General features: G+C 63.3%; 12 protein-coding genes. 4 read left to right on the forward strand and 8 right to left on the reverse strand.

Annotated features, from left to right (window positions below):
• Positions 1-28: 28 nt before the first annotated feature.
• From alaS to EHS19_RS06340, 4 genes are all read right to left on the reverse strand, one after another.
• On the reverse strand, positions 29-2725 hold the full coding sequence (gene alaS / locus EHS19_RS06325; RefSeq protein WP_151916937.1) for an alanine--tRNA ligase: 2697 nt from the start codon (positions 2723-2725) through the stop codon (positions 29-31).
• Between the two features lie 210 nt (positions 2726-2935).
• The gene (locus EHS19_RS06330) at positions 2936-3175 is read right to left on the reverse strand and encodes a hypothetical protein (protein ID WP_151916938.1); all 240 of its coding nucleotides are present in this window, start codon (positions 3173-3175) and stop codon (positions 2936-2938) included.
• On the reverse strand, positions 3175-3600 hold the full coding sequence (locus tag EHS19_RS06335; protein ID WP_151916939.1) for a DUF948 domain-containing protein: 426 nt from the start codon (positions 3598-3600) through the stop codon (positions 3175-3177). Before EHS19_RS06335 ends, EHS19_RS06330 begins: the two co-directional genes overlap by 1 nt.
• Positions 3601-3841: 241 nt before the next feature.
• Positions 3842-4525 (reverse strand): histidine phosphatase family protein, encoded by a 684-nt coding sequence (locus tag EHS19_RS06340; RefSeq protein WP_175578349.1) that lies wholly within the window; start codon positions 4523-4525, stop codon positions 3842-3844.
• Between the two features lie 81 nt (positions 4526-4606).
• Here EHS19_RS06340 and EHS19_RS11375 point away from each other — a divergent pair, with 81 nt between their 5' ends.
• Positions 4607-6739: an acyltransferase family protein gene (locus EHS19_RS11375; protein ID WP_241677122.1), complete on the forward strand. Its 2133-nt coding sequence runs from the start codon at positions 4607-4609 to the stop codon at positions 6737-6739.
• Between the two features lie 169 nt (positions 6740-6908).
• On the opposite strand, the gene rpsD is transcribed toward EHS19_RS11375, so the two are convergent.
• From rpsD to EHS19_RS06360, 3 genes are all read right to left on the reverse strand, one after another.
• Positions 6909-7535: a 30S ribosomal protein S4 gene (gene rpsD, locus EHS19_RS06350; RefSeq protein ID WP_151916941.1), complete on the reverse strand. Its 627-nt coding sequence runs from the start codon at positions 7533-7535 to the stop codon at positions 6909-6911.
• A 348-nt stretch (positions 7536-7883) separates the two neighbouring features.
• Positions 7884-10742, reverse strand: a complete 2859-nt coding sequence (locus EHS19_RS06355; RefSeq protein ID WP_151916942.1) for an ATP-dependent helicase — start codon at positions 10740-10742, stop codon at positions 7884-7886.
• A 97-nt stretch (positions 10743-10839) separates the two neighbouring features.
• Positions 10840-13011, reverse strand: a complete 2172-nt coding sequence (locus EHS19_RS06360) for an acyltransferase family protein (RefSeq protein WP_151916943.1) — start codon at positions 13009-13011, stop codon at positions 10840-10842.
• A gap of 252 nt (positions 13012-13263) precedes the next feature.
• On the opposite strand from EHS19_RS06360, the gene EHS19_RS06365 reads away from it, so the two are divergent.
• A complete protein-coding gene (locus tag EHS19_RS06365; RefSeq protein ID WP_151916951.1) occupies positions 13264-13845 on the forward strand; it encodes a xanthine phosphoribosyltransferase in 582 nt (193 codons plus the stop codon).
• 144 nt (positions 13846-13989) lie between these two features.
• On the forward strand, positions 13990-15306 hold the full coding sequence (locus EHS19_RS06370; protein ID WP_151916952.1) for a nucleobase:cation symporter-2 family protein: 1317 nt from the start codon (positions 13990-13992) through the stop codon (positions 15304-15306).
• A gap of 255 nt (positions 15307-15561) precedes the next feature.
• On the opposite strand, the gene EHS19_RS06375 is transcribed toward EHS19_RS06370, so the two are convergent.
• Positions 15562-15870 (reverse strand): hypothetical protein, encoded by a 309-nt coding sequence (locus tag EHS19_RS06375; protein WP_241677123.1) that lies wholly within the window; start codon positions 15868-15870, stop codon positions 15562-15564.
• Between the two features lie 1236 nt (positions 15871-17106).
• On the opposite strand from EHS19_RS06375, the gene EHS19_RS06380 reads away from it, so the two are divergent.
• On the forward strand, positions 17107-18361 hold a 1255-nt coding region (locus EHS19_RS06380), incomplete at its 3' end, for an ATP-binding protein (RefSeq protein ID WP_151916944.1).

The following is an 18361-nucleotide window of genomic DNA, read 5'->3' on the forward strand; positions in this document are numbered from 1 at the left end:
ATCTACACCAAGCCATACCACGCGAGGCTCAGCCCTTCAGCGCCTCGTTCTTCAGCGCTTCGACCGCCACGTCGATTTTGGACGCGTCGGTGCCGCCGCCCTGGGCGAAGTCCGGCTTGCCGCCGCCACCGCCGCCGAGGATCTTCGACGCGCCGCGCACAAGGTCACCGGCCTTGATGCCGAGCTTGCGCGCCGCCTCATTGGTGGCGACGGCCACCATGGGCTTGTCGTCCTCGGACACGCCGGCGAGGGCCACCACGACGGGCGACTCGTCGCCAAGCTGGCCGCGCACGTCGAGCACGGTCTTGCGCAGCGCGTCGAACGAACCGAAGTGACCGACGTTCTTCGCGGCGACCTTGACCGCAGCAGAGGATTCACGCGCATCCGCGACCAATGCCGGAATCGCAGCGGCAAGCTGGCTCTCATACATGGCGGCAAGCCTGCGGTCGGATTCCTTGAGCTTGGCGAGCAGCGTATTGATGCGCTCGGCCAGCTCGTCGGGACGGGCGTTGAGCTTGTCGGACAGCTGGGAGACCAGCGCATGCTCGCGGGCGTTGAAGTCGTAGGCTCCCTGGCCCACGACCGCGTCCACACGACGCACGCCCTGACCGATGGACGCCTCGGAGAGGATGTTGACCATGCCGATCTTGCCGACGTGGTCGACGTGGGTGCCGCCGCACAGCTCGCGGCTCCATCCGTCCTCGCCGATGGAGACCACGCGCACGATGTCGCCGTACTTCTCGCCGAACAGGTGCATCGCGCCGAGCGCGATCGCGTCGTCGAACTTCATCTCCTTGGTGGTCACGGCGAGATTGTCGCGCAGCTTGTCGTTGACGCGCTCCTCGACTGCGGAGATCACGGACTTGGCCGGGGCCTTGGACCACTGGAAGTCGAAGCGCAGACGGTTCGGAGCGTCTTCGGAACCGCGCTGAGTGGCCTGCGGGCCGAGCTCCTCGCGCAGCGCCTTGTGCACCATGTGGGTGGCGGTGTGGGAGCGGGCGATGGCACCGCGACGGGCCAGATCGATGTTGGCGTTGACTTCGGCGCCGACGACCAAGGTGCCCTCGGTCAGACGGCACTGGTGGACGATGAGGTCCTTGATCGGCTTCTGCACGTCGTCCACCTCGAGCACGGCACCATCGTCGGAGAGGATCTCGCCCTGATCGGCGAGCTGGCCGCCGGCCTCCGCATAGAACGGGGTGCGATCGAGGATGACCTCGATGTTGGCCGGACCGGTTACGGCCGGCACGGAGCCCTTGCCTTCCTGCATGATGCCGATGACCTTGGCGCGGGCCGACATGTCGGTGTAGCCGAGGAAGTCGATCGGCCTGACAAGCGTCTTCTTGAAGTCGTCGTAGACCGACAGATCCACGTTGTGGCGCTTCTTCAGAGCGTCGGCGCGGGCACGGGACTTCTGCTCGGCCATGAGTTCGCGGAACTTGGCCTCGTCCACCTTGACGCCCTGCTCGGCGGCCATCTCAAGGGTGAGCTCGATCGGGAAGCCATAGGTGTCGTGCAGCTTGAAGGCATCCTCGCCGCTGACCTCGGGTTCGGCGGAGGCGTCCTTGGAGGAGTCCTCCTTGGCCTTGTTGACGGCCACATCGAGAATCGTGGTGCCGGTCTCCAGCGTGCGGCGGAAGGCATCCTCCTCGCCGTATGCGGATTCGCTCACCTCATGGAAGGTATCGTTGAGCTCGGGGTAGCTGGGCTCCATGGCGGCCTTGGAGGTCGGGAACAGGGTGGGCAGCACCGGCTCGGTCACGCCGAGCATGCGCATCGAGCGCACGGTGCGGCGCAGCAGACGGCGCAGCACATAGCCACGGCCGACATTGGACGGGCGCACGCCGTCGGACATGATCATCAGGGCGGAACGCACGTGGTCGGCGACGATGCGGAAGCGCACATCGGCGTCGGCGTCTTCGCCGTACTTGAGACCGGACAGCTTCTCGGCGGCCTCGATGACCGGGAACACCTCGTCGGTCTCGTAGATGTTGCCCTTGCCCTGCATCAGGTAGGCGAGACGCTCCAGACCGGCACCGGTATCGATGTTCTTGTTCTCAAGCTCGCCGACGATATGCAGGTCGGTCTTGGACTTGACGTTGTCGACCTCGTAGTTCTCGAAGACGAGGTCCCAGATCTCGATGTAGCGGTTCTCGTCGGCGATCGGGCCGCCCTCCTTGCCGAACTCGGGACCGCGGTCGACGTAGATCTCGGAGCAGGGGCCGCCGGGGCCAGGGCCGCCGGTGGTCCAGAAGTTGTCCTCCATGCCCATCTTCTGGATGTGTTCGGGGTCCACGCCCTCGTTGATCCACAGCGAGCGGGCCTCGTCGTCGTCGGTGAAGGTGGTCATCCACAGCTTCTCCGGGTCGAAGCCGTAGCCGCCCTCGCTCTGCGGGGTGGTCAGCAGCTCCCACGCATAGTGGATGGCCTCCTCCTTGAAGTAGTCGCCGAAGGAGAAGTTGCCCAGCATCTGGAAGAAGGTGCCGTGACGGGTGGTCTTGCCCACCTCGTCGATGTCGAGCGTGCGCACGCACTTCTGATTGGAGGCCATGCGATGCTTCGGCGGGGTCTGCTCGCCCATCAGATAGGGGATGAACGGCACCATGCCGGCGATGGTGAACAAAGTGGTCGGATTCGGCGAAATGAGGGACGCCGACGGAACGACCAGATGATCGTGTTTGGCGAAGTAGTCGAGATAGCGCTTCGCGATTTCAGAAGTGCGCATTGATGAACAGACTCCTTGTGGACTTGGGGACAACGGTGGCGTGCCCCGCGTATGCATCGACTCGCCGCCCCAGTCATGGTAGCATGCCCGGCGACGGCGTTTGACAGATTATGGATGACTAATGCGTATCAGGCGCAACGAAACAGCGGCGGTGGCCGACGATTCAGACATCTATGCAGACATCGCCTCCGCCATCGGCCGCCGGATGCCTCAGCGCTGTGCGCGATCGACGTAACGGGCGTTGAGCTCCTCCTCGCGGGCTCGGCGAGTGGCGTTGAACTCGCTGAACAGTCCTTCAAGCGTGCGCACCGCGACGTGATCCTGATCGGGACCGAGAATGAACTGGCGAGCCTTGTCAGGCGTGTTCGCCTTGATGTAGGCCTGCGCCTTGCACACGGCGATCGCGCCGACGATGGTTCCCACAGCCACCCAGAACAGTCGTTTGAACATCACTCCCCCTTGGCGCTCGCAGCTGCATCCGTCGCAGCGTCGGTCGTGTCGGTTTCCGCTTGCGGCCGGCCGCCACGGCCCATGAACGAGCGCGCGGTGGTCTTGAGCGCATAGAACGCGGACGCGATCTTGATGATCGGCTTGCCAAGGAACGAACCATACAGGTCGGTGAGCGCGCCGACGTTGCCCGCCGTGGTCGAAGCGGCCGCGGAGATGCGGTTGAGGTCCTCCAGTGACCGGTTGACCTGCTTGACGGTGGTCACGCCCTCATCAAGGGCGGGAATGGCATGCTCACCGGATTGACGGACGGTGTCCGCTATCTGATCGAACAGCTTGCCGAGCCGGATCAGCGGATAGATCAGAAAACCGGCCAGCACCGCAAACGCAATCGCGGCGATGAGCCCGGCGATCTCCCCTATGCCCATATCGAACCTTTCTTCCGCATCGCCGACATCACAGCCGACATGCCGTGCACAATACCCGCACCAGCCTAATCAACGCCCCCGACGCAACGGCCCAGCCGCATCGTGCACAGCCGCATCGTGCACAACCGAAGCAAAGCGAAGCGAACGCAACGCAGCCGGAGCAACGCAGCCGAACGCACATCCGCACGTGCGCAGACCGCACACGGCCCGCGAGTCGCATTCGCGGCGCTGTCACAACGGATCACCGGTTGTAGTGCACGATCGTGAGCGCTTCGCCGAACGGCCGTGTCGTGTCGAAATCGATGTCGGTGACCGAACCGTTTGCCGGCCGCTCGCTCAGATCGAGTCCTTCGCCTCCGAACCGATGCGCGAGGCTGAGCAGCGTATTGCCATGCGAGATCTGCAGCACATCGTCGCCGTCCTCCAGGGCAGGATTCGATGCGATCAGCGCGAACGCCCCCTCGACTCGATGCCAGTACTCCTCGTCGGATTCGGCATCATGGAACGGGTCGGCCTCCTTGAGGAAGTCGCGCGTGGCGGCCAGACCGAATTTGGCGACGATGTCGTTGTAGCTCTTCGCCCCATGAGGACCGCCGGCTGCGGTCCATGCCAGCGACATGTCCTGCCCTTCGAAATAGCCGTAGTTCTGCTCGCGGAAATGCATGTCGGCCACCAGTTCGGGACGCGCATGCCCCGCATGCTCGTTGATGTCGAGGATGCGACGTGCGGTGATCTCGGCGCGTGTCGTGTCGGAGCAGTAGGCGGCGGCGAAGTCGTAGCCGGCGAGTTTGCTGCCGGCCTTGTCGGCGTCGGCGAGTCCGGATTCGGTCAGCGGCGCATTGCACCAGCCCTGCAGACGGTTGTATCGGTTGAATGTGGTCTGCCCGTGGCGGACCAGATGAAGATGCAGCATCATGTCTTTCATTATCCCTATGACAAACTGGACGAACCCTGAGAGTAGACTGTCGAGCATTCTGGAAGTCATTCTGGAAGTAAGGAGAACGACATGTCCGGCAAGGCATCTGTGGGCGACGCACAACGCAGCGCGGGCGCCGCGACAGCCCATATCAACGGCATCGACGGGCTGCGGGCGCTGGCCATCATCGCCGTGATCGCGTTTCACACCCGCCCGTCCCTCCTCGAGGGCGGTTTCATCGGCGTGACCATGTTCTTCGTCATCACCGGTTTTCTCATCACCGGATCGGTGGTGCGAGCGGTCGATGGGCATCGTCGGTTCGACTATGCGGCCTTTGTGGGCAAGCGTGTCAGGCGGCTGTGGCCGCCCACGCTCGCGACGATCGCCATAGTCGCGCCGTTGTGCTGGCTCGTCTCGCCGAGTCTGCTGCCGAAAGTGCAGTCTGACGCGCTGCCGCATGCGCTGTTCGTCGGCAACTGGACGTACATTCTGCGCAAGTTGCCGTATTTCGAGGCCGCCGGCCTGCCCTCGCCGTTGACGCATCTGTGGTTTCTCGGCGTGACGATGCAGTTCTATCTGATCTGGCCTCTCATCGTTTACGTATTGTGCCGTCTGACCGCATCGCGGCTGGTTCGCGGCGCGGTGGTCGCCACGATCATGATCGCCTCCTGCGCGGCGATGTGGCTGCTGTTCGACCCGGCCGACACGTCACGCGTCTACTACGGCACCGATACGCGTCTTGCCGAGTTCGCCGCCGGCGCGCTGCTCGCGATGATCGTCGCCCGGCCGGCGAGTGGCGGTGCCGATGCTCCCTCAATCCCGCAATCCGCCGAATGGCGCACTCGGCTGCTTGACGCGGCAGCAACGGCCGCGCTGGTCGGACTCGCCGCCGCGGCGTGGCTCGCGAACGGATACCGGCCGACCATGTATCACGGCGGATACCTGATCGCCGCGATCGCATGCATGCTGGTGCTTGCCGGGGTCGCAACGCGTGGCACGCTGCTGTCGAGGGCACTTGGATGCCGTCCGCTGCGCTACGTGGGTTCGCGTTCGTTTTCGCTGTATCTGATGCATTATCCGCTGCTCGCATTCATGAATCCGGCGACGCGCACCACCGCGCTGCCGTGGTGGGGCTGGCTGCTGGAGGCGGCGGTCATATGGGCTGCCGGCGAACTGTTCTATCAGATCGTGGAGCGGATGACGAACCATATGCGGCGCCTGCGTCGTGCCCGGCAGCGTCGCGCAACGGTCGAATCGGGCACTGATTCTGTGACGTATTCTGATGCGACGCGGCACGGCACGGCCGCAGAGGCAGCGGCACCGGCGCAGACCCGTCGGGAACGAACCGCGATAGCACGCGCATCCAGGCCGCGACTGCGCATCGGCGCGAAGATCCTCAGCGGCATCGGCACGATCGTCGTGATGACGCTCGCATGGGCACCGGTCAACTGGGCAAGCGTGGCGCAGCAGCGCGCCATCCAGCTGCGGCCCGAGCTTGCGCAACCGGTGCGTGCGATACGCCCGCGCCCAGTGCAGCGCAATACCGACAAGCCGGCGCAATCATCGGATGCCACCGGCGATTCGCCCACCAGCAAGGAGAATGCCACAGCCAAAACGCAGCAGAGCGAGACAGCGCAGAACAAACCACAACCCCAGCCAAAGCCTGAGCCTGTCATCAAGCCGATCGCGGAGAAGGCACCGAACAACCTCGACCCCTCGGCATACACCTACGATGAGGCGACGCAAAGCTGCAGCGCCGACGTGATGATGGTCGGCGATTCGGTGACATCCGGTTCGCAGCCTGCGATTCAGGCCGTGTTCCCGAACGCGTTCATCGACGGCCTGCCCAAACGGCAGATCACCGAAGCGATGAGCGTCTACCAGCAGGATACGGCGGCCGGGCACACTGGCAGCGTTGTGATCTTCGCTCTGGGCACGAACGGCCTGATCAGCAGTGAGCAGCAGGTGCAGCAGCTGATCGATCTGACGGGCGGCAAACCGACGTATCTGGTGACGGTGCGGCTGCCGTATCCGTATCAGGTGAGCAACAACAATACGATGCTGCGCAAAGCGGCCGCGAACAATGCGAATGTGGGCATCATCGACTGGTATGCGGTCAGCGAGGGACACGGCGAGTATCTGTACGACGACGGCATCCATCCGAACATGACCGGTGCCTACGTGTATGCGGACATGCTGCGCAAGGCGGTGTGCGGGCGCTGATTCACCGGATGCAACGCCGATGATGCGATAATCCCGGGGATGCGATCATGATGACGCAATCCCTATTATGACAGTACAAACGCTGGTGCCCCGGCCTTGTGCAAGACCGGGGCACCAGCGTGTATGTATGTCCTTGACAGCTGTAAATCCTACAGTTGACGAATCGACGTCAGCGAGCGTAGAACTCGACGACGTACTGAATGTTGACCTGAACCGGGATCTGCTCGACCTCGGGCTTGCGGGTCAGGGTAGCCTTCAGGGAAGGCAGGTTGACGTCGAGATAGCCCGGGACCGCAGGCAGCACATCGCGGTGCACGCCTTCGGCGGCGATCTGGAACGGAACCATCGTCTGGCTCTTGGGCTTCACCTGGATGGTCTGGCCCGGCTTGACGCGGTAGGACGGACGATCGACGATGTTGCCGTCGACGAGGATGTGACGGTGCACGACGAACTGACGAGCCTGGGCGGTGGTGCGGGCGAAGCCGGAGCGCAGCACCAGGTTGTCGAGACGGGTCTCGAGGTCGATCAGCATGGCGTTGCCGGTCTGGCCCGGAGTGTGGGTACCGGCCTCGTAGGCGCGGCGCAGCTGCTTCTCGGACACGCCGTACTGGGCGCGCAGACGCTGCTTCTCGCGCAGACGAACCGCGTAGTCGGACTCGGTGCGACGACGGGTGCGGCCGTGCTCACCGGGAGCGTACGGACGCTTCTCGAAGATGCGCTGGGCCTTGGGGGTCAGTGCGATGCCGAGGGCGCGGGAAAGACGCACCTGACGGCGAGAACGCTGAACATTGGTCATGAGTTCATTCCTTTGGTTGATTCTGTCGTTGTCTGAACGGAGCGCGCCGATCTCAAGATCAACGCACTGAGCCGGCCTCTCCAGCGCTTGTTCGCAAACGCGAACGGCAGGAATCCAATGCGATTGCATCGGGTTCCGGTCGCCGACCCGCTGACGGGCTAAGGCTCACAGACGTGTGCACCTTTCGACACACACAAGCGTTTATTATAGGCAGCACCTGCGGACAGCGCGTGTTGTCCCTGTCTACGCCCGTAGCCGAGCCGTCAAACGGGCAGTCCAGTGGACTGACCGTAGGCGAGGTGAGCGGACGCGCAACAGCGTCCGCGAAGGCGCCGATAGAGAAGCTCGTCAGAGCTTTTCAATCGGCGCAACACGCAGCATCAAACGCTTGACACCGTCCGTGCCGAAGTCGACGGTGATGACTGAATTGCGGCCTTTGTCCTGCGTATCGACGACGGTGCCGAGTCCGAATCGGTCATGTGTGATCTTGTCGCCGACGTGGAAGTCGGCGATGTCGAGATGATTGTCACGTCCAAAGCCGGCATCCGCCGAGCCGGATGACGAGCCGGATGATTTCGGCGTCACTCTGCGTGTCGTGACTCGTCCGGAACGGGATGACGAGCCGGAACCGCCGCCATAACCATACGATCCCGAACCGTATCCGGACGAACCGTATCGGGAGCCGCTCGACCGAGACGACGTACGGGAACCTGATGCGGCAGAGCCGAACCGCCGCGACGAACGGGACGTGCCGCCGTCCGAATCATTGGACGACGATCCAAAGCCGGCGGAACCGTACGAACCACCGAACGACCTGCCGAAAGAGCCGCCATACGAGCCGCCGTAGCTCGAACCGTAACCCGCTCCACGGCCACGCGAGCCGTATCCGGCATCGGACCCGCCATACGAGGAGGACGAGGACGAGCCGCCGAACGTGGTGCCGGACCCGGCGGAGAAATCATCATCCCATCCGCCGAACTCATCGTCATCGCCGAATCCACCACCGAATCCACCGCCAAAGCCGCCATCGCCACCCGAGCCGGACCACTGCGCGCGCATGCGTTCGACACCGGTCTCGCGGCGCTTCCAGTCGATAAGATCGTCGGGAATCTCATCCAGGAACTGGCTGGGCATCATCTCGTTCGCCTGTCCCCACTGGGCGCGGACGGCGGCTCGCGTGACGTACAGCCGCTTCTTCGCGCGCGTGATGCCGACATAGGCGAGACGGCGTTCCTCGGCCAGTTCGCCGGCATCCTCGAGTGAGCGCGAATGCGGGAACGTGCCCTGCTCCATGCCGGTGAGGAACACGACCGGATATTCGAGGCCCTTGGCGGTGTGCAGCGTCATGAGCGTCACCTTGCCCGAATCCTCCCCCTCGCCGGGCAGCTGGTCGGAATCGGCCACCAACGCCGTGGTCTCGAGGAATCCGGCGAGCGTCGCCTCAGACGACTTCTGTTCGAACTCGGCGGCGACCGACTGCAGCTGGGAAAGATTCTCGACGCGTGAGGCGTCCTGCGGATCCTCGGATTTGCGCAGATCGTCAAGCAGACCGGACTGGGTGAGCACCTGCGCCACCACTTCGGACGGCTGGCCGTCATGCTCGGCCGCGAACGTGCGCAGCGACACCATAAGATCGCGGAACGCCTTGAGCTGATTGGCGGTGCGCGTGGGCACGCCCTCGATCGACTCGATCGATTCGATGCCTTCGTAGAAGCTGCGTCCGTGTTCGGCGGCGTATGCGGTGACGATCGCTTCGGCGCGGGCGCCGAGTCCGCGCTTGGGAACGTTGAGAATGCGGCGCATGTTCACATCGTCGGCGGGATTGACGATAGCCTGCAGGTAGGCGATCGCATCCTTGACCTCGCGACGCTCGTAGAATCTGGTGCCGCCGACGAGCTGGTAGGGCAATCCGGCGTTGATGAGCGCCTCCTCCAGCGAGCGCGACTGCGCGTTGGCACGGTACATGATCGCCATGTCCGAGTATGCGATGGACTCCTCGGCATGCAACCGCTCGATCTCGCCGGCGACCCATGCGGCCTCCTGCTGCGCATTGTCGGCCGCATAGCCGACGATCGGCTCGCCCTTGCCGAGGGCGGTCCACAGCTTCTTCGGCTTGCGTCCCTCGTTGTGGGAGATGACCGCGTTCGCCGCATCGAGGATGGTCTGCGTGGAACGGTAGTTCTGTTCCAGCATGATGGTCCGGGCGTTGGGGAAATCCTTCTCGAAATCCTGGATGTTGCTGATGTCGGCACCGCGGAACGCGTAGATCGACTGGTCGGAGTCGCCGACGACGGTCACCCATGCGGGAGGCAGCACGGCGCTTCCCTGTGCGCCGCCCGGTGCACCGTGCTGCGCCGCGACCTGCGCACCGCCTGATGCCGTAACGCCTGCTACCGCACCGCCCGACGCCGCATCGATGCCGGCGAGTTCACGCACGAGCACATACTGCGCATGGTTGGTGTCCTGATACTCGTCAACAAGAATGTACCGGAATCGCCGGTGATAGTATGCGGCCACCTGCGGATCGACGCGCAGCAGCTCGACCGTGCGGGAGATGAGATCGTCGAAATCCACGGCGTTCGCCGCGGCGAGCCGATGCTGGTATTCGGCGTAGACGACCGCGTACAGCGATTCGACGTCGCCGATCGTGCCGATCCGGTAGCCGCGCTGTCCGGGCTTGTAGTCGGGCGCGTACTGGGCGAGCCTGGTGCGCCAATCCTCCAGATTGTTCTTATAGTCGGATATGCGCGCGAGAATGCTGCGCGGCGTGAAGCGTTTGACGTCGAAGTTGAGATCGGCGGCGATGAGTTTGACGAGCCGCTCGCAATCGGCGGTGTCGTAGATAGAGAAGCCGGGGTCAAGCCCGATGGCCTTGCCGTCTCGTCTGAGGATGCGCACGCATGCGGAGTGGAAGGTGGACACCCACATGCGCTGCGCGACCGGTCCGATCAGCGTGGCGAGCCGTTCGCGCATCTCCGCCGCCGCCTTGTTGGTGAAGGTGATGGCGAGAATCTGGCTGGGCCACGCTCCCCCCTGGCTGAGTATCCATGCGATGCGTCGGGTCAGGACTCGCGTCTTGCCCGATCCCGCGCCCGCGCCGATGAGCAGCGCCGGCCCTGCATAGCGGACCGCCTGCGCCTGCTGCGGGTTGAGGTCGCCGATCAGTTCGTCGGCGCTTCTTGCGATGATTTCCGGATCCTGCTGCACGCTGCTCCCCCTGCCGGTCGGTGCCGTCCGCGGTTGTCACCCGCCGATGCCCGATGTCGATTCGTTTTCAGCCTTACTTGTCTACCACAGGAGGCGGTCAGTCGGACACATGCTGCTTCTGCCATGAGACGATCGCGTCATGCACCTGCTGCGCGTACAGGTCCGCACCGGGGCCGGGGGCGACCGGATGGATGCCGTCGCTGTACAGCCAGTCGAGATGCGGCGCGATCGCGGTGTTCCAGTCGACGAGCACGGCGGAGTCCTTGTGGGCCTTGACATAGTCGGATGCCGCCTGATTGCCGACCGGTATCCATGTGCGGTCGCCATACCCGTTGACGATGATGAGCACATGCCCCTCGCCCGCGGCGTTGGCGATCGCTTCGAAATCGGCGACGGTGACCGCGCCGTTGGTGTTGAGTCCGATCACGATGTATTTGCGCAACTGGCCGGATGCCTTGAGCTGGCTGATGATGCCGGGTGCGACCAGGACCGATCGCGACACCTCGGCATCGACGTTGACACCGGGCATGAGCTTGGACATCGCATCGGATGCGTCGAGCATCACCGAGTCGCCGATTGCGGTCACCTGCGTGCCGTCCACCGTGGCTGCCTGCGCCGCCTTGCGCTGCGCGTCGGCCTGCGCCGCCGCCTGCTCCTGCTGCCGCTTGCGTTCGGCGGCCTGTTCGGCCGCACGACGCGCGTTCTCCTTCTGCTGCGCGGCCATCCGAGCCTGTTGCGCCTCAAGACTGATCTGCAGCTTCGTTTTGGCCGGAGCCGCCGCCAGAGCGGTCCCGTAGCCGACGCACAGCAGAACGGCCACTACCACGGCGACCAATGCGTTGACGGCCATTCCCATCGTGTTGAAGCGCTGCGAGCCTTGGGCGGATCGATATAAGGTCGGCTTGGCGATTCCCGACGCTTCCGACATTGGCGCCGAAGACCTGCGTATCGGCGCCGTCGACATCTGCGGCTGCGACGGTGCGGGCTGTGCAATCCCGGACGCGGCGCCGACGAATACACCGCCGGACGCATTCCCCGGAACGACCACGGCATGGCCATCGCCTCGCTGCGCGCTGTGCGCATTCGGTGCCGAATGCCATCCGGCATACGCCGCAGCCGATGTACCCTGCCCCGACACCATGCGCGGAGCCGCCGTGCGGGGTCGCCGCGCCGTACGAGCAGAGAACAGCCCATCCACGATTCGAGCGGCCGGCCGTTCCACAAACCGCCACGACAGCGCCGTGAACATCACCGTAAGCGCCAATGCAAGCGACCACAGCGCCCACTGCATACCGGCACGCCACTGCGGAAACGCGCCCTGAAGCAGCACAAACAGCGGCCAGTGCCACAGATAGATGCCGTAGGAGTATTTGCCGATCAGCGCCAGCGGCCGCCATTCGAGCAGCCCGCGCATCCACGAATCCTCGCCGATGGAGCCGATCAGCAGCACCAGCGTCAGCAGGGCGGCCGCGATCAGGCCGCCACGGAACGCCGACTGATCCTGACGAATGAGCACGGCGAGCGCGATCAGGCCGCACAGCGCCACGGTCGCCGCCCACGGCAGCATGCGCGCGATGATGCCATGCCGACCGGCGTCGCCCGAAGGCGCACGCTCGGGCAGATCGTGCAGCACCCATGCCGCAGTGGCACCGGCAAGAAGACCGAAGGCATGCGTATCAGTGCCGAAGTAGACGCGCGTCGGGTCGGTGCCTGGCACATACATGATCCACATCGCGACCGCGGATGCGACCGCCAGCAGCGCCGGAACAAACGGGCGCAGCGGCTTGGGCGCAATGCGATGCACGACGGCGACGAGCAGCGGCAGCACCAGCAGGAACTGCGCCAGCAGCGCCACATACCATACATGCCGCAGCAGTTGCGGCGCAGCATTGGCGAAGTAGCTGCCGCCGCTGACGATGTCGTACCAGTTGTATGAGAACGTCATCGCCGCGATGCTCTGCCCGCGAATGCCGACAAGCGTATCGGTATCGATGAATCGGCCGGCAGCGACAACCGCCAGCGTCATGACGAGCAGCGCCGGCAGCAGACGCGCGAGACGACGCATGTAGAAACGCCCCAGTGCAAGCCCGTCGCCATCGAGGCCACGCAGCAGACTGGACGTGGTCAGCAGGCCGGAGATGACGAACAGGACCTCGACGCCGATGAATCCGCCGCCAAGCGACGGCGTGGAGAAGTGGTAGACGATGACCGCGATAAGAGCGAGACCTTTGATACCGTCGATCGACGCGAATCGTTTCCCATTCGCCATGCACCACTCCTCACATGCCCAGACGCCGACTCATATCCTCGTCATGGCTCATCGCCATGAGACACGCTGACACTCTAGCCGCGAGCGTGTACGGGAACACGCCGGTGTCGCCCCGATGCGGCATCGTTGCGGCATCGCTGCGACACCTCCACGTCACCGCTATGCCACCTTGCGCGTAGGATGGTGCCATCATCCGTTCGCCCCGATGTCAGATCGGGGCATGAATCAGGCAAGGAGACGTTCGCCGTGGGTATGAAGGAGCTTGAGGATCGCATCCGACGTGAGGGTACCGTCAAGGAGGGCGACGTGCTGAAGGTGGACGCCTTCCTCAACCACCAATGCGACGTGACGCTGTTCGACCACATGGGCGCGGCGTGGGCGGAGCACTTCGCCGGCAAGACGATCACGAAGATCCTCACCATCGAGGCGTCCGGCATCGGCATCGCCTGCATCGCCGCCCGGCATTTCGGCAATGTGCCGGTCGTCTTCGCGAAGAAGGCGCAGTCGATCAACCTCGACGGCGAGCAGTACGTCACCACCGTCTACTCGTTCACCAAGCAGCGCGAATTCCCGGTGATCGTCTCGAAGAAGTATCTGAATGCCGGCGATCATGTGCTGCTCATCGATGATTTTCTCGCCAACGGCAAGGCGCTGCACGGGCTGATCAGCCTGTGCGAGTCCGCCGGGGCGGTCGTGGAGGGCATCGGCATCGCCGTGGAGAAGGGCTTCCAAGGCGGCGGCGACCGGCTGCGCGACGAGGGGTACGACGTGGATTCGCTGGCGATCGTGGAATCGATGGACCCGGCGACCGGCGAGATCGAATTCCGCGGCTGAGGACGCGACGACGGGGTTTCGCGCAGGCGCAAGCGCAAGAAGAGCGATAAGAGCAAAGCAATAAGAGGAATACGAAGGCAAGAAGGGAAGATCAGGAAGTTGAGCACCGAGAAGAAGACCCCGGCCAAATCATCCGGCATTTCGATGGAGGCGCTGACCTCGCTGGACGCGCCCGTGTCGTTCTGGAAGGGCATTCCGTTCGGACTGCAGCATGTCATGGCGATGTTCGTGGCCAATCTCGCCCCGATCTTCATCGTCGCCTCCGCCGCGAAGATGGATGCGGCGCAGTCGGCCGCCATCATCCAGGCCGGCCTCCTGGTGGCGGGTCTCGGCACCTGCCTGCAGCTGTATGGAGCGTGGCGCATCGGCTCGCGTCTGCCGATGGTCACGGGCATTTCGTTCACCTACGTGGCCGCCGCGGTGGCGATCTGCGCAGACAAGGGGTATGGCGCCGTCGTCGGCGCGGTGCTGGTCGGCGGCCTGCTTGAGCTGGTATTGGGCTTGACCGCCCAGTACTGGCGTCGGTTCGTGCCGCCGATCGTCTCGGCGATCGTCGTCACGTCCATTGGTTTTTCGCTGCTCAACGTGGGCGCCACCTCGTTCGGCGGCGGCTCCGGCGCGAAGGACTTCGGTTCATGGCAGAATCTGACGCTTGGCCTGATTTCGCTGGTCGCGTGCCTGGCATTCCAGCTGCTGATGAAGGGCACCGCCAAGCAGCTGTCGGTGCTGTTCGGCCTCGTGGTGGGATACGTGGTCGCCGTGTGCATGGGCAAGGTCGATTTCTCCGGATTCCAGCATCTTGCCATCGTGTCGCTGCCGCAGTTCATGCCGTTCAAGCCGGTGTTCGATCCCGGTGCGATCATTTCGCTGGCGCTGCTGTATGTGGTCTCCTCGGTCGAGGTGCTGGGCGACACCGCGGCGCTGACCAAGGTGGGTCTCAACCGTCTTCCCACCGAGAAGGAGACCGCCGGGGCGATCGCCGGCGATGGTCTGATCTCCTCGGTCTCCGGTCTGTTCGGCTGCCTTCCGCTGACCTCGTTCGCGCAGAACATCGGTCTGGTGGCAATGACCAAGGTGGTCAATCGCAAGGTGATTCTTTCCGGCGGACTGATTCTGGTGGTCGCCAGCTTCGTGCCGGCCATCGCCGAAGTGTTCAACTCCCTGCCGCAGGCGGTGCTTGGCGGATGCACGATCATGATGTTCGGCAACATCATTCTTTCGGGATTCCAGATGATCGCCGAAGCCGGATTCACGCAGCGCAACATCACGATTGCGGCGCTCTCGCTGACGATCGGCATCGGCTTCACGCAGGTGAGCGACATCTTCTCCCAGTTCCCTGCCCTGTTCCAGCAGATCTTCGCGTCGAACTGCATCGCGGTCGCCTTCGTCGTCGCCGTCATCCTCAACGCCGTCCTCCCGGGCGAGGAGCACTTCATTGCTGCTCGCGGCAAGGAACAATAAGCACAGACTTGCCGCTCGCGGCAAGGAACAATAAACGTAGCCGTGCCGTTCGCGGAAATAGGCAATCGTGCCGCTCGCGGAAACAGGAAATCGTGCCGTTCGCGGCGACGGTGACGAACTGCGGTCATCCAAACCAATTGATGACGACTGCACCAGAAGAAATCCCCCAGACCGATCAGGAACACCAATCAGGAATGGGGGATTTCTTCTGTTTGCGGCACCGTCGCCAGTCGCCAGCCGAAAGGTCAGCGGATATCAGCGCAGGCGCGTCTGCTTGAGCGCGGACTTGACCGCCGCCTTGGTGAGTGCGTACTGGGCGTAGCAGCTTACCGCGATCACGATGCCCATGGAGATCAATGTGACGACTCCGGCAATGGCATCGCTCTTCGAGATGTTCCTGACCGGGCATTTGCCGGCACCGTCGCACAACCCCAGGCAACGCTTGACCGGACAATGCGCAGCCTTGCCACAGACCTGGGACTGCGCCGGTCGCTCATCCGCCGCCGTGTCCTGAATCTCATCCTCATTGAACGTGAACGTCTCGTTGTCATTGACATCGCTCATGTCGGTTCTCCTTCGCTGGAACACGCTTCGCAACAGCTCATGCTTTCGGCGACCGCAATGCCGCCTTCCCCTCATTATATTGGCTTTACGCAATATCGGATATGCCTCGCCCGGGTGCCCCGGCTTCCCGGTGTACCCGATTGTCCGAGAAAACCTTGCGCAACCGGCAGGCTTAGCGCAAGAGATTCTCGAACTCAGGGGTTATTTCGAGAAAAACATGCGCTGGGGTGTCGCAAGTGTTTGTGGTTGCTGATGGGGTGTGCCTAGCGCAAGTATTTTCTGGCGATCTTCCGAATTTCATTCGCTCCGATTGCGTCAGTGAACATTATTCGGGAATGTGACCCATTGCTCCCGAATTATGTTCACTGAGCGGCCGGCAGCGATCAAAATTCGGGAGCGGTGGCCTCGATTCCCGAATTTCGTTCACTGGAGGACGCCCCTCAGCACCCTCGCCGTGTCTTTCGCGCCTATCGTGTGCATGCAACGTATGCCGCGTGGACTGTCGCGTGTGCATCGTGTGCATCGTGTGCATCGTGTGCATCGTGTGCATCGTGTGCATCCTACGTATGTCATGCGGGCATCGTGTGCATGCAACGTATGTCGTCGGAGGCATCGTGTGCATGGAACGGATGTGTAGATGCGCAAAACGCGCGCTTCACGAACGTCCCATGCACACGATCACGTAGATGTACGTTCCATGCGCACGATCAGCAGCGCCTTACGTACGTGCCATGCACACGATCGACGGCCCGACACGGTCAAGCGGGCCCGTCGCACCCCCGTTATGTACGTGCCATGCACACGATGACTACAGAGGGATGAGAAAGAGAGACCGATCTCAAGGGACAGAGAAGGAACGGAGAAGGAACAGACCGGAATAGGGAAAAATCTTGCACTGTCCGACCCATAAGCGCAAGAGAATCTCGAAACATGGCCCGATCCCGAGAAAACCTTGCGCCAGCAGGCCGGTTTGCGCAAGAGAATCTCGAACTTGGGGTTCACTTCGCGATTATCTTGCGCTAAGCGTCCTGCCTGCGCAAGGATTTTACGAAATAGTCGTTTTCCCCGAGAAAACCTTGCGCTAAGCCGCGTCCCACAGTGTCCCGGCGCACCGATTCCACGAATCACCATCGCGCACCATGCACGTGAATTCCATGTGAACCGCAGGCATCGAACGAGTTCAGCATCACTGTGCGGGTCTGAGCATGCGACACAATGGTGTCAAGGAGGTGCGTCATGCCCAACGAGCAGACCGTCGATGTCTACACCGCGAAGATGAACGAGCTTATCGCGCTCATGCGTCTCATCGGCAACGACACGCAGCAATGCGAGGTCAAGGAGTGCGCGCGACGCATATCCTCCACGATCACCGACACGCTCTCCGCGTTCTCCAACGGGTCCGGCGGGTGGATCATTCTGGGGCTTTCCGAGCGCAACGGGTTCACGCCCGTGGAGGGATTCAACGCGCGAGCCATGCAGGAGTCACTCTCCCAGGCCTGCGAAAAGATGACGCCGGTGGTGAGGCCGACCATCGTGACATGCCCGTTCGAAGGCGCCAATCTCGTGTTCGCCCGCGTAGACGAGATGCTTCCGCGAGACAAGCCGTGCTTCGTCAGCGAGCAGGGACCGTACGGAGGCTCATACATCCGCACCGGCGACGGCGACCGGCATATGAACTCCTACGAGGTGGACCGGCTCATCGAGGAGCATCTTCAGCCCACCTACGATCTGGACATCGTGCCGGCCGCGACGTTCGACGATCTCGACCCGACGCTCGTATCCGGCCTGCTGCATCGCGTCCGCGAGCAGCATCCGCATGTATTCGCCGATCGCAATGACACCGATGCGCTGCTGGACCTTCAGGTGCTTCGACACGACGATTCGGACGAGTCGATGGTCGGCGGCGTGCTGCGTCCGACATTGGCCGGGCTGCTCGCCTTGGGTCGATACCCGCAGAAGTACTATCCGCGGCTTGGCGTTTCGATCGCCGTGTTTCCCGGCATCAGCCGCGACGACGTGTTCCGCGGCGATGAGCGTCTGGTCGCATCGAAATCGATCGTCGGCCCGATTCCCGTGATGATCGACGACACCGTCGATTCGCTGATGCATTGGATCGGTGCGAAGAAGCCCGACTATCCGCCGGTGGTGCTGCGCGAGGCGATCGCGAACGCCCTCATCCATCGCGACTACTCCCCCGACGCACGCGGCACCCAAGTGCACGTCAACGTGTTCACCGACCGTATCGAAATCGTCAATCCAGGCGGATTGTACGGCACGGTGACGCATGACGTGCTCGCCAACCCGCACCCGGTCGCCGGCACCCCGTTCCAGTCGACCCGCAACCAGTTCCTGTTCACATTGCTGGAATCGACCCCCTACCCCGCCGGAGGATTCGTCAATCCGGAAGGCGGCGACGGGTACCAGCGCATCGCCGCTGCGCTGCGTGAAGCGGGCATCGAACCGGCGACCACGGTGAACACGATCAACACGT

The organism is Bifidobacterium jacchi, assembly GCF_009078285.1.
GTDB lineage: Bacteria > Actinomycetota > Actinomycetes > Actinomycetales > Bifidobacteriaceae > Bifidobacterium > Bifidobacterium jacchi.

What these genes read in the sequence shown, in the direction of transcription:
- EHS19_RS06340 (WP_175578349.1), bottom strand. Translation starts at nt 4,525, where the DNA reads ATGAAAGACATGATGCTGCATCTTCATCTGGTCCGCCACGGGCAGACC.
- EHS19_RS06330 (WP_151916938.1), bottom strand. Translation starts at nt 3,175, where the DNA reads ATGTTCAAACGACTGTTCTGGGTGGCTGTGGGAACCATCGTCGGCGCG.
- EHS19_RS06370 (WP_151916952.1), top strand. Translation starts at nt 13,990, where the DNA reads ATGGAGGCGCTGACCTCGCTGGACGCGCCCGTGTCGTTCTGGAAGGGC.
- EHS19_RS06375 (WP_241677123.1), bottom strand. Translation starts at nt 15,870, where the DNA reads ATGAGCGATGTCAATGACAACGAGACGTTCACGTTCAATGAGGATGAG.
- alaS (WP_151916937.1), bottom strand. Translation starts at nt 2,725, where the DNA reads ATGCGCACTTCTGAAATCGCGAAGCGCTATCTCGACTACTTCGCCAAA.
- rpsD (WP_151916941.1), bottom strand. Translation starts at nt 7,535, where the DNA reads ATGACCAATGTTCAGCGTTCTCGCCGTCAGGTGCGTCTTTCCCGCGCC.
- EHS19_RS06335 (WP_151916939.1), bottom strand. Translation starts at nt 3,600, where the DNA reads ATGGGCATAGGGGAGATCGCCGGGCTCATCGCCGCGATTGCGTTTGCG.
- EHS19_RS06360 (WP_151916943.1), bottom strand. Translation starts at nt 13,011, where the DNA reads ATGGCGAATGGGAAACGATTCGCGTCGATCGACGGTATCAAAGGTCTC.
- EHS19_RS11375 (WP_241677122.1), top strand. Translation starts at nt 4,607, where the DNA reads ATGTCCGGCAAGGCATCTGTGGGCGACGCACAACGCAGCGCGGGCGCC.
- EHS19_RS06365 (WP_151916951.1), top strand. Translation starts at nt 13,264, where the DNA reads ATGAAGGAGCTTGAGGATCGCATCCGACGTGAGGGTACCGTCAAGGAG.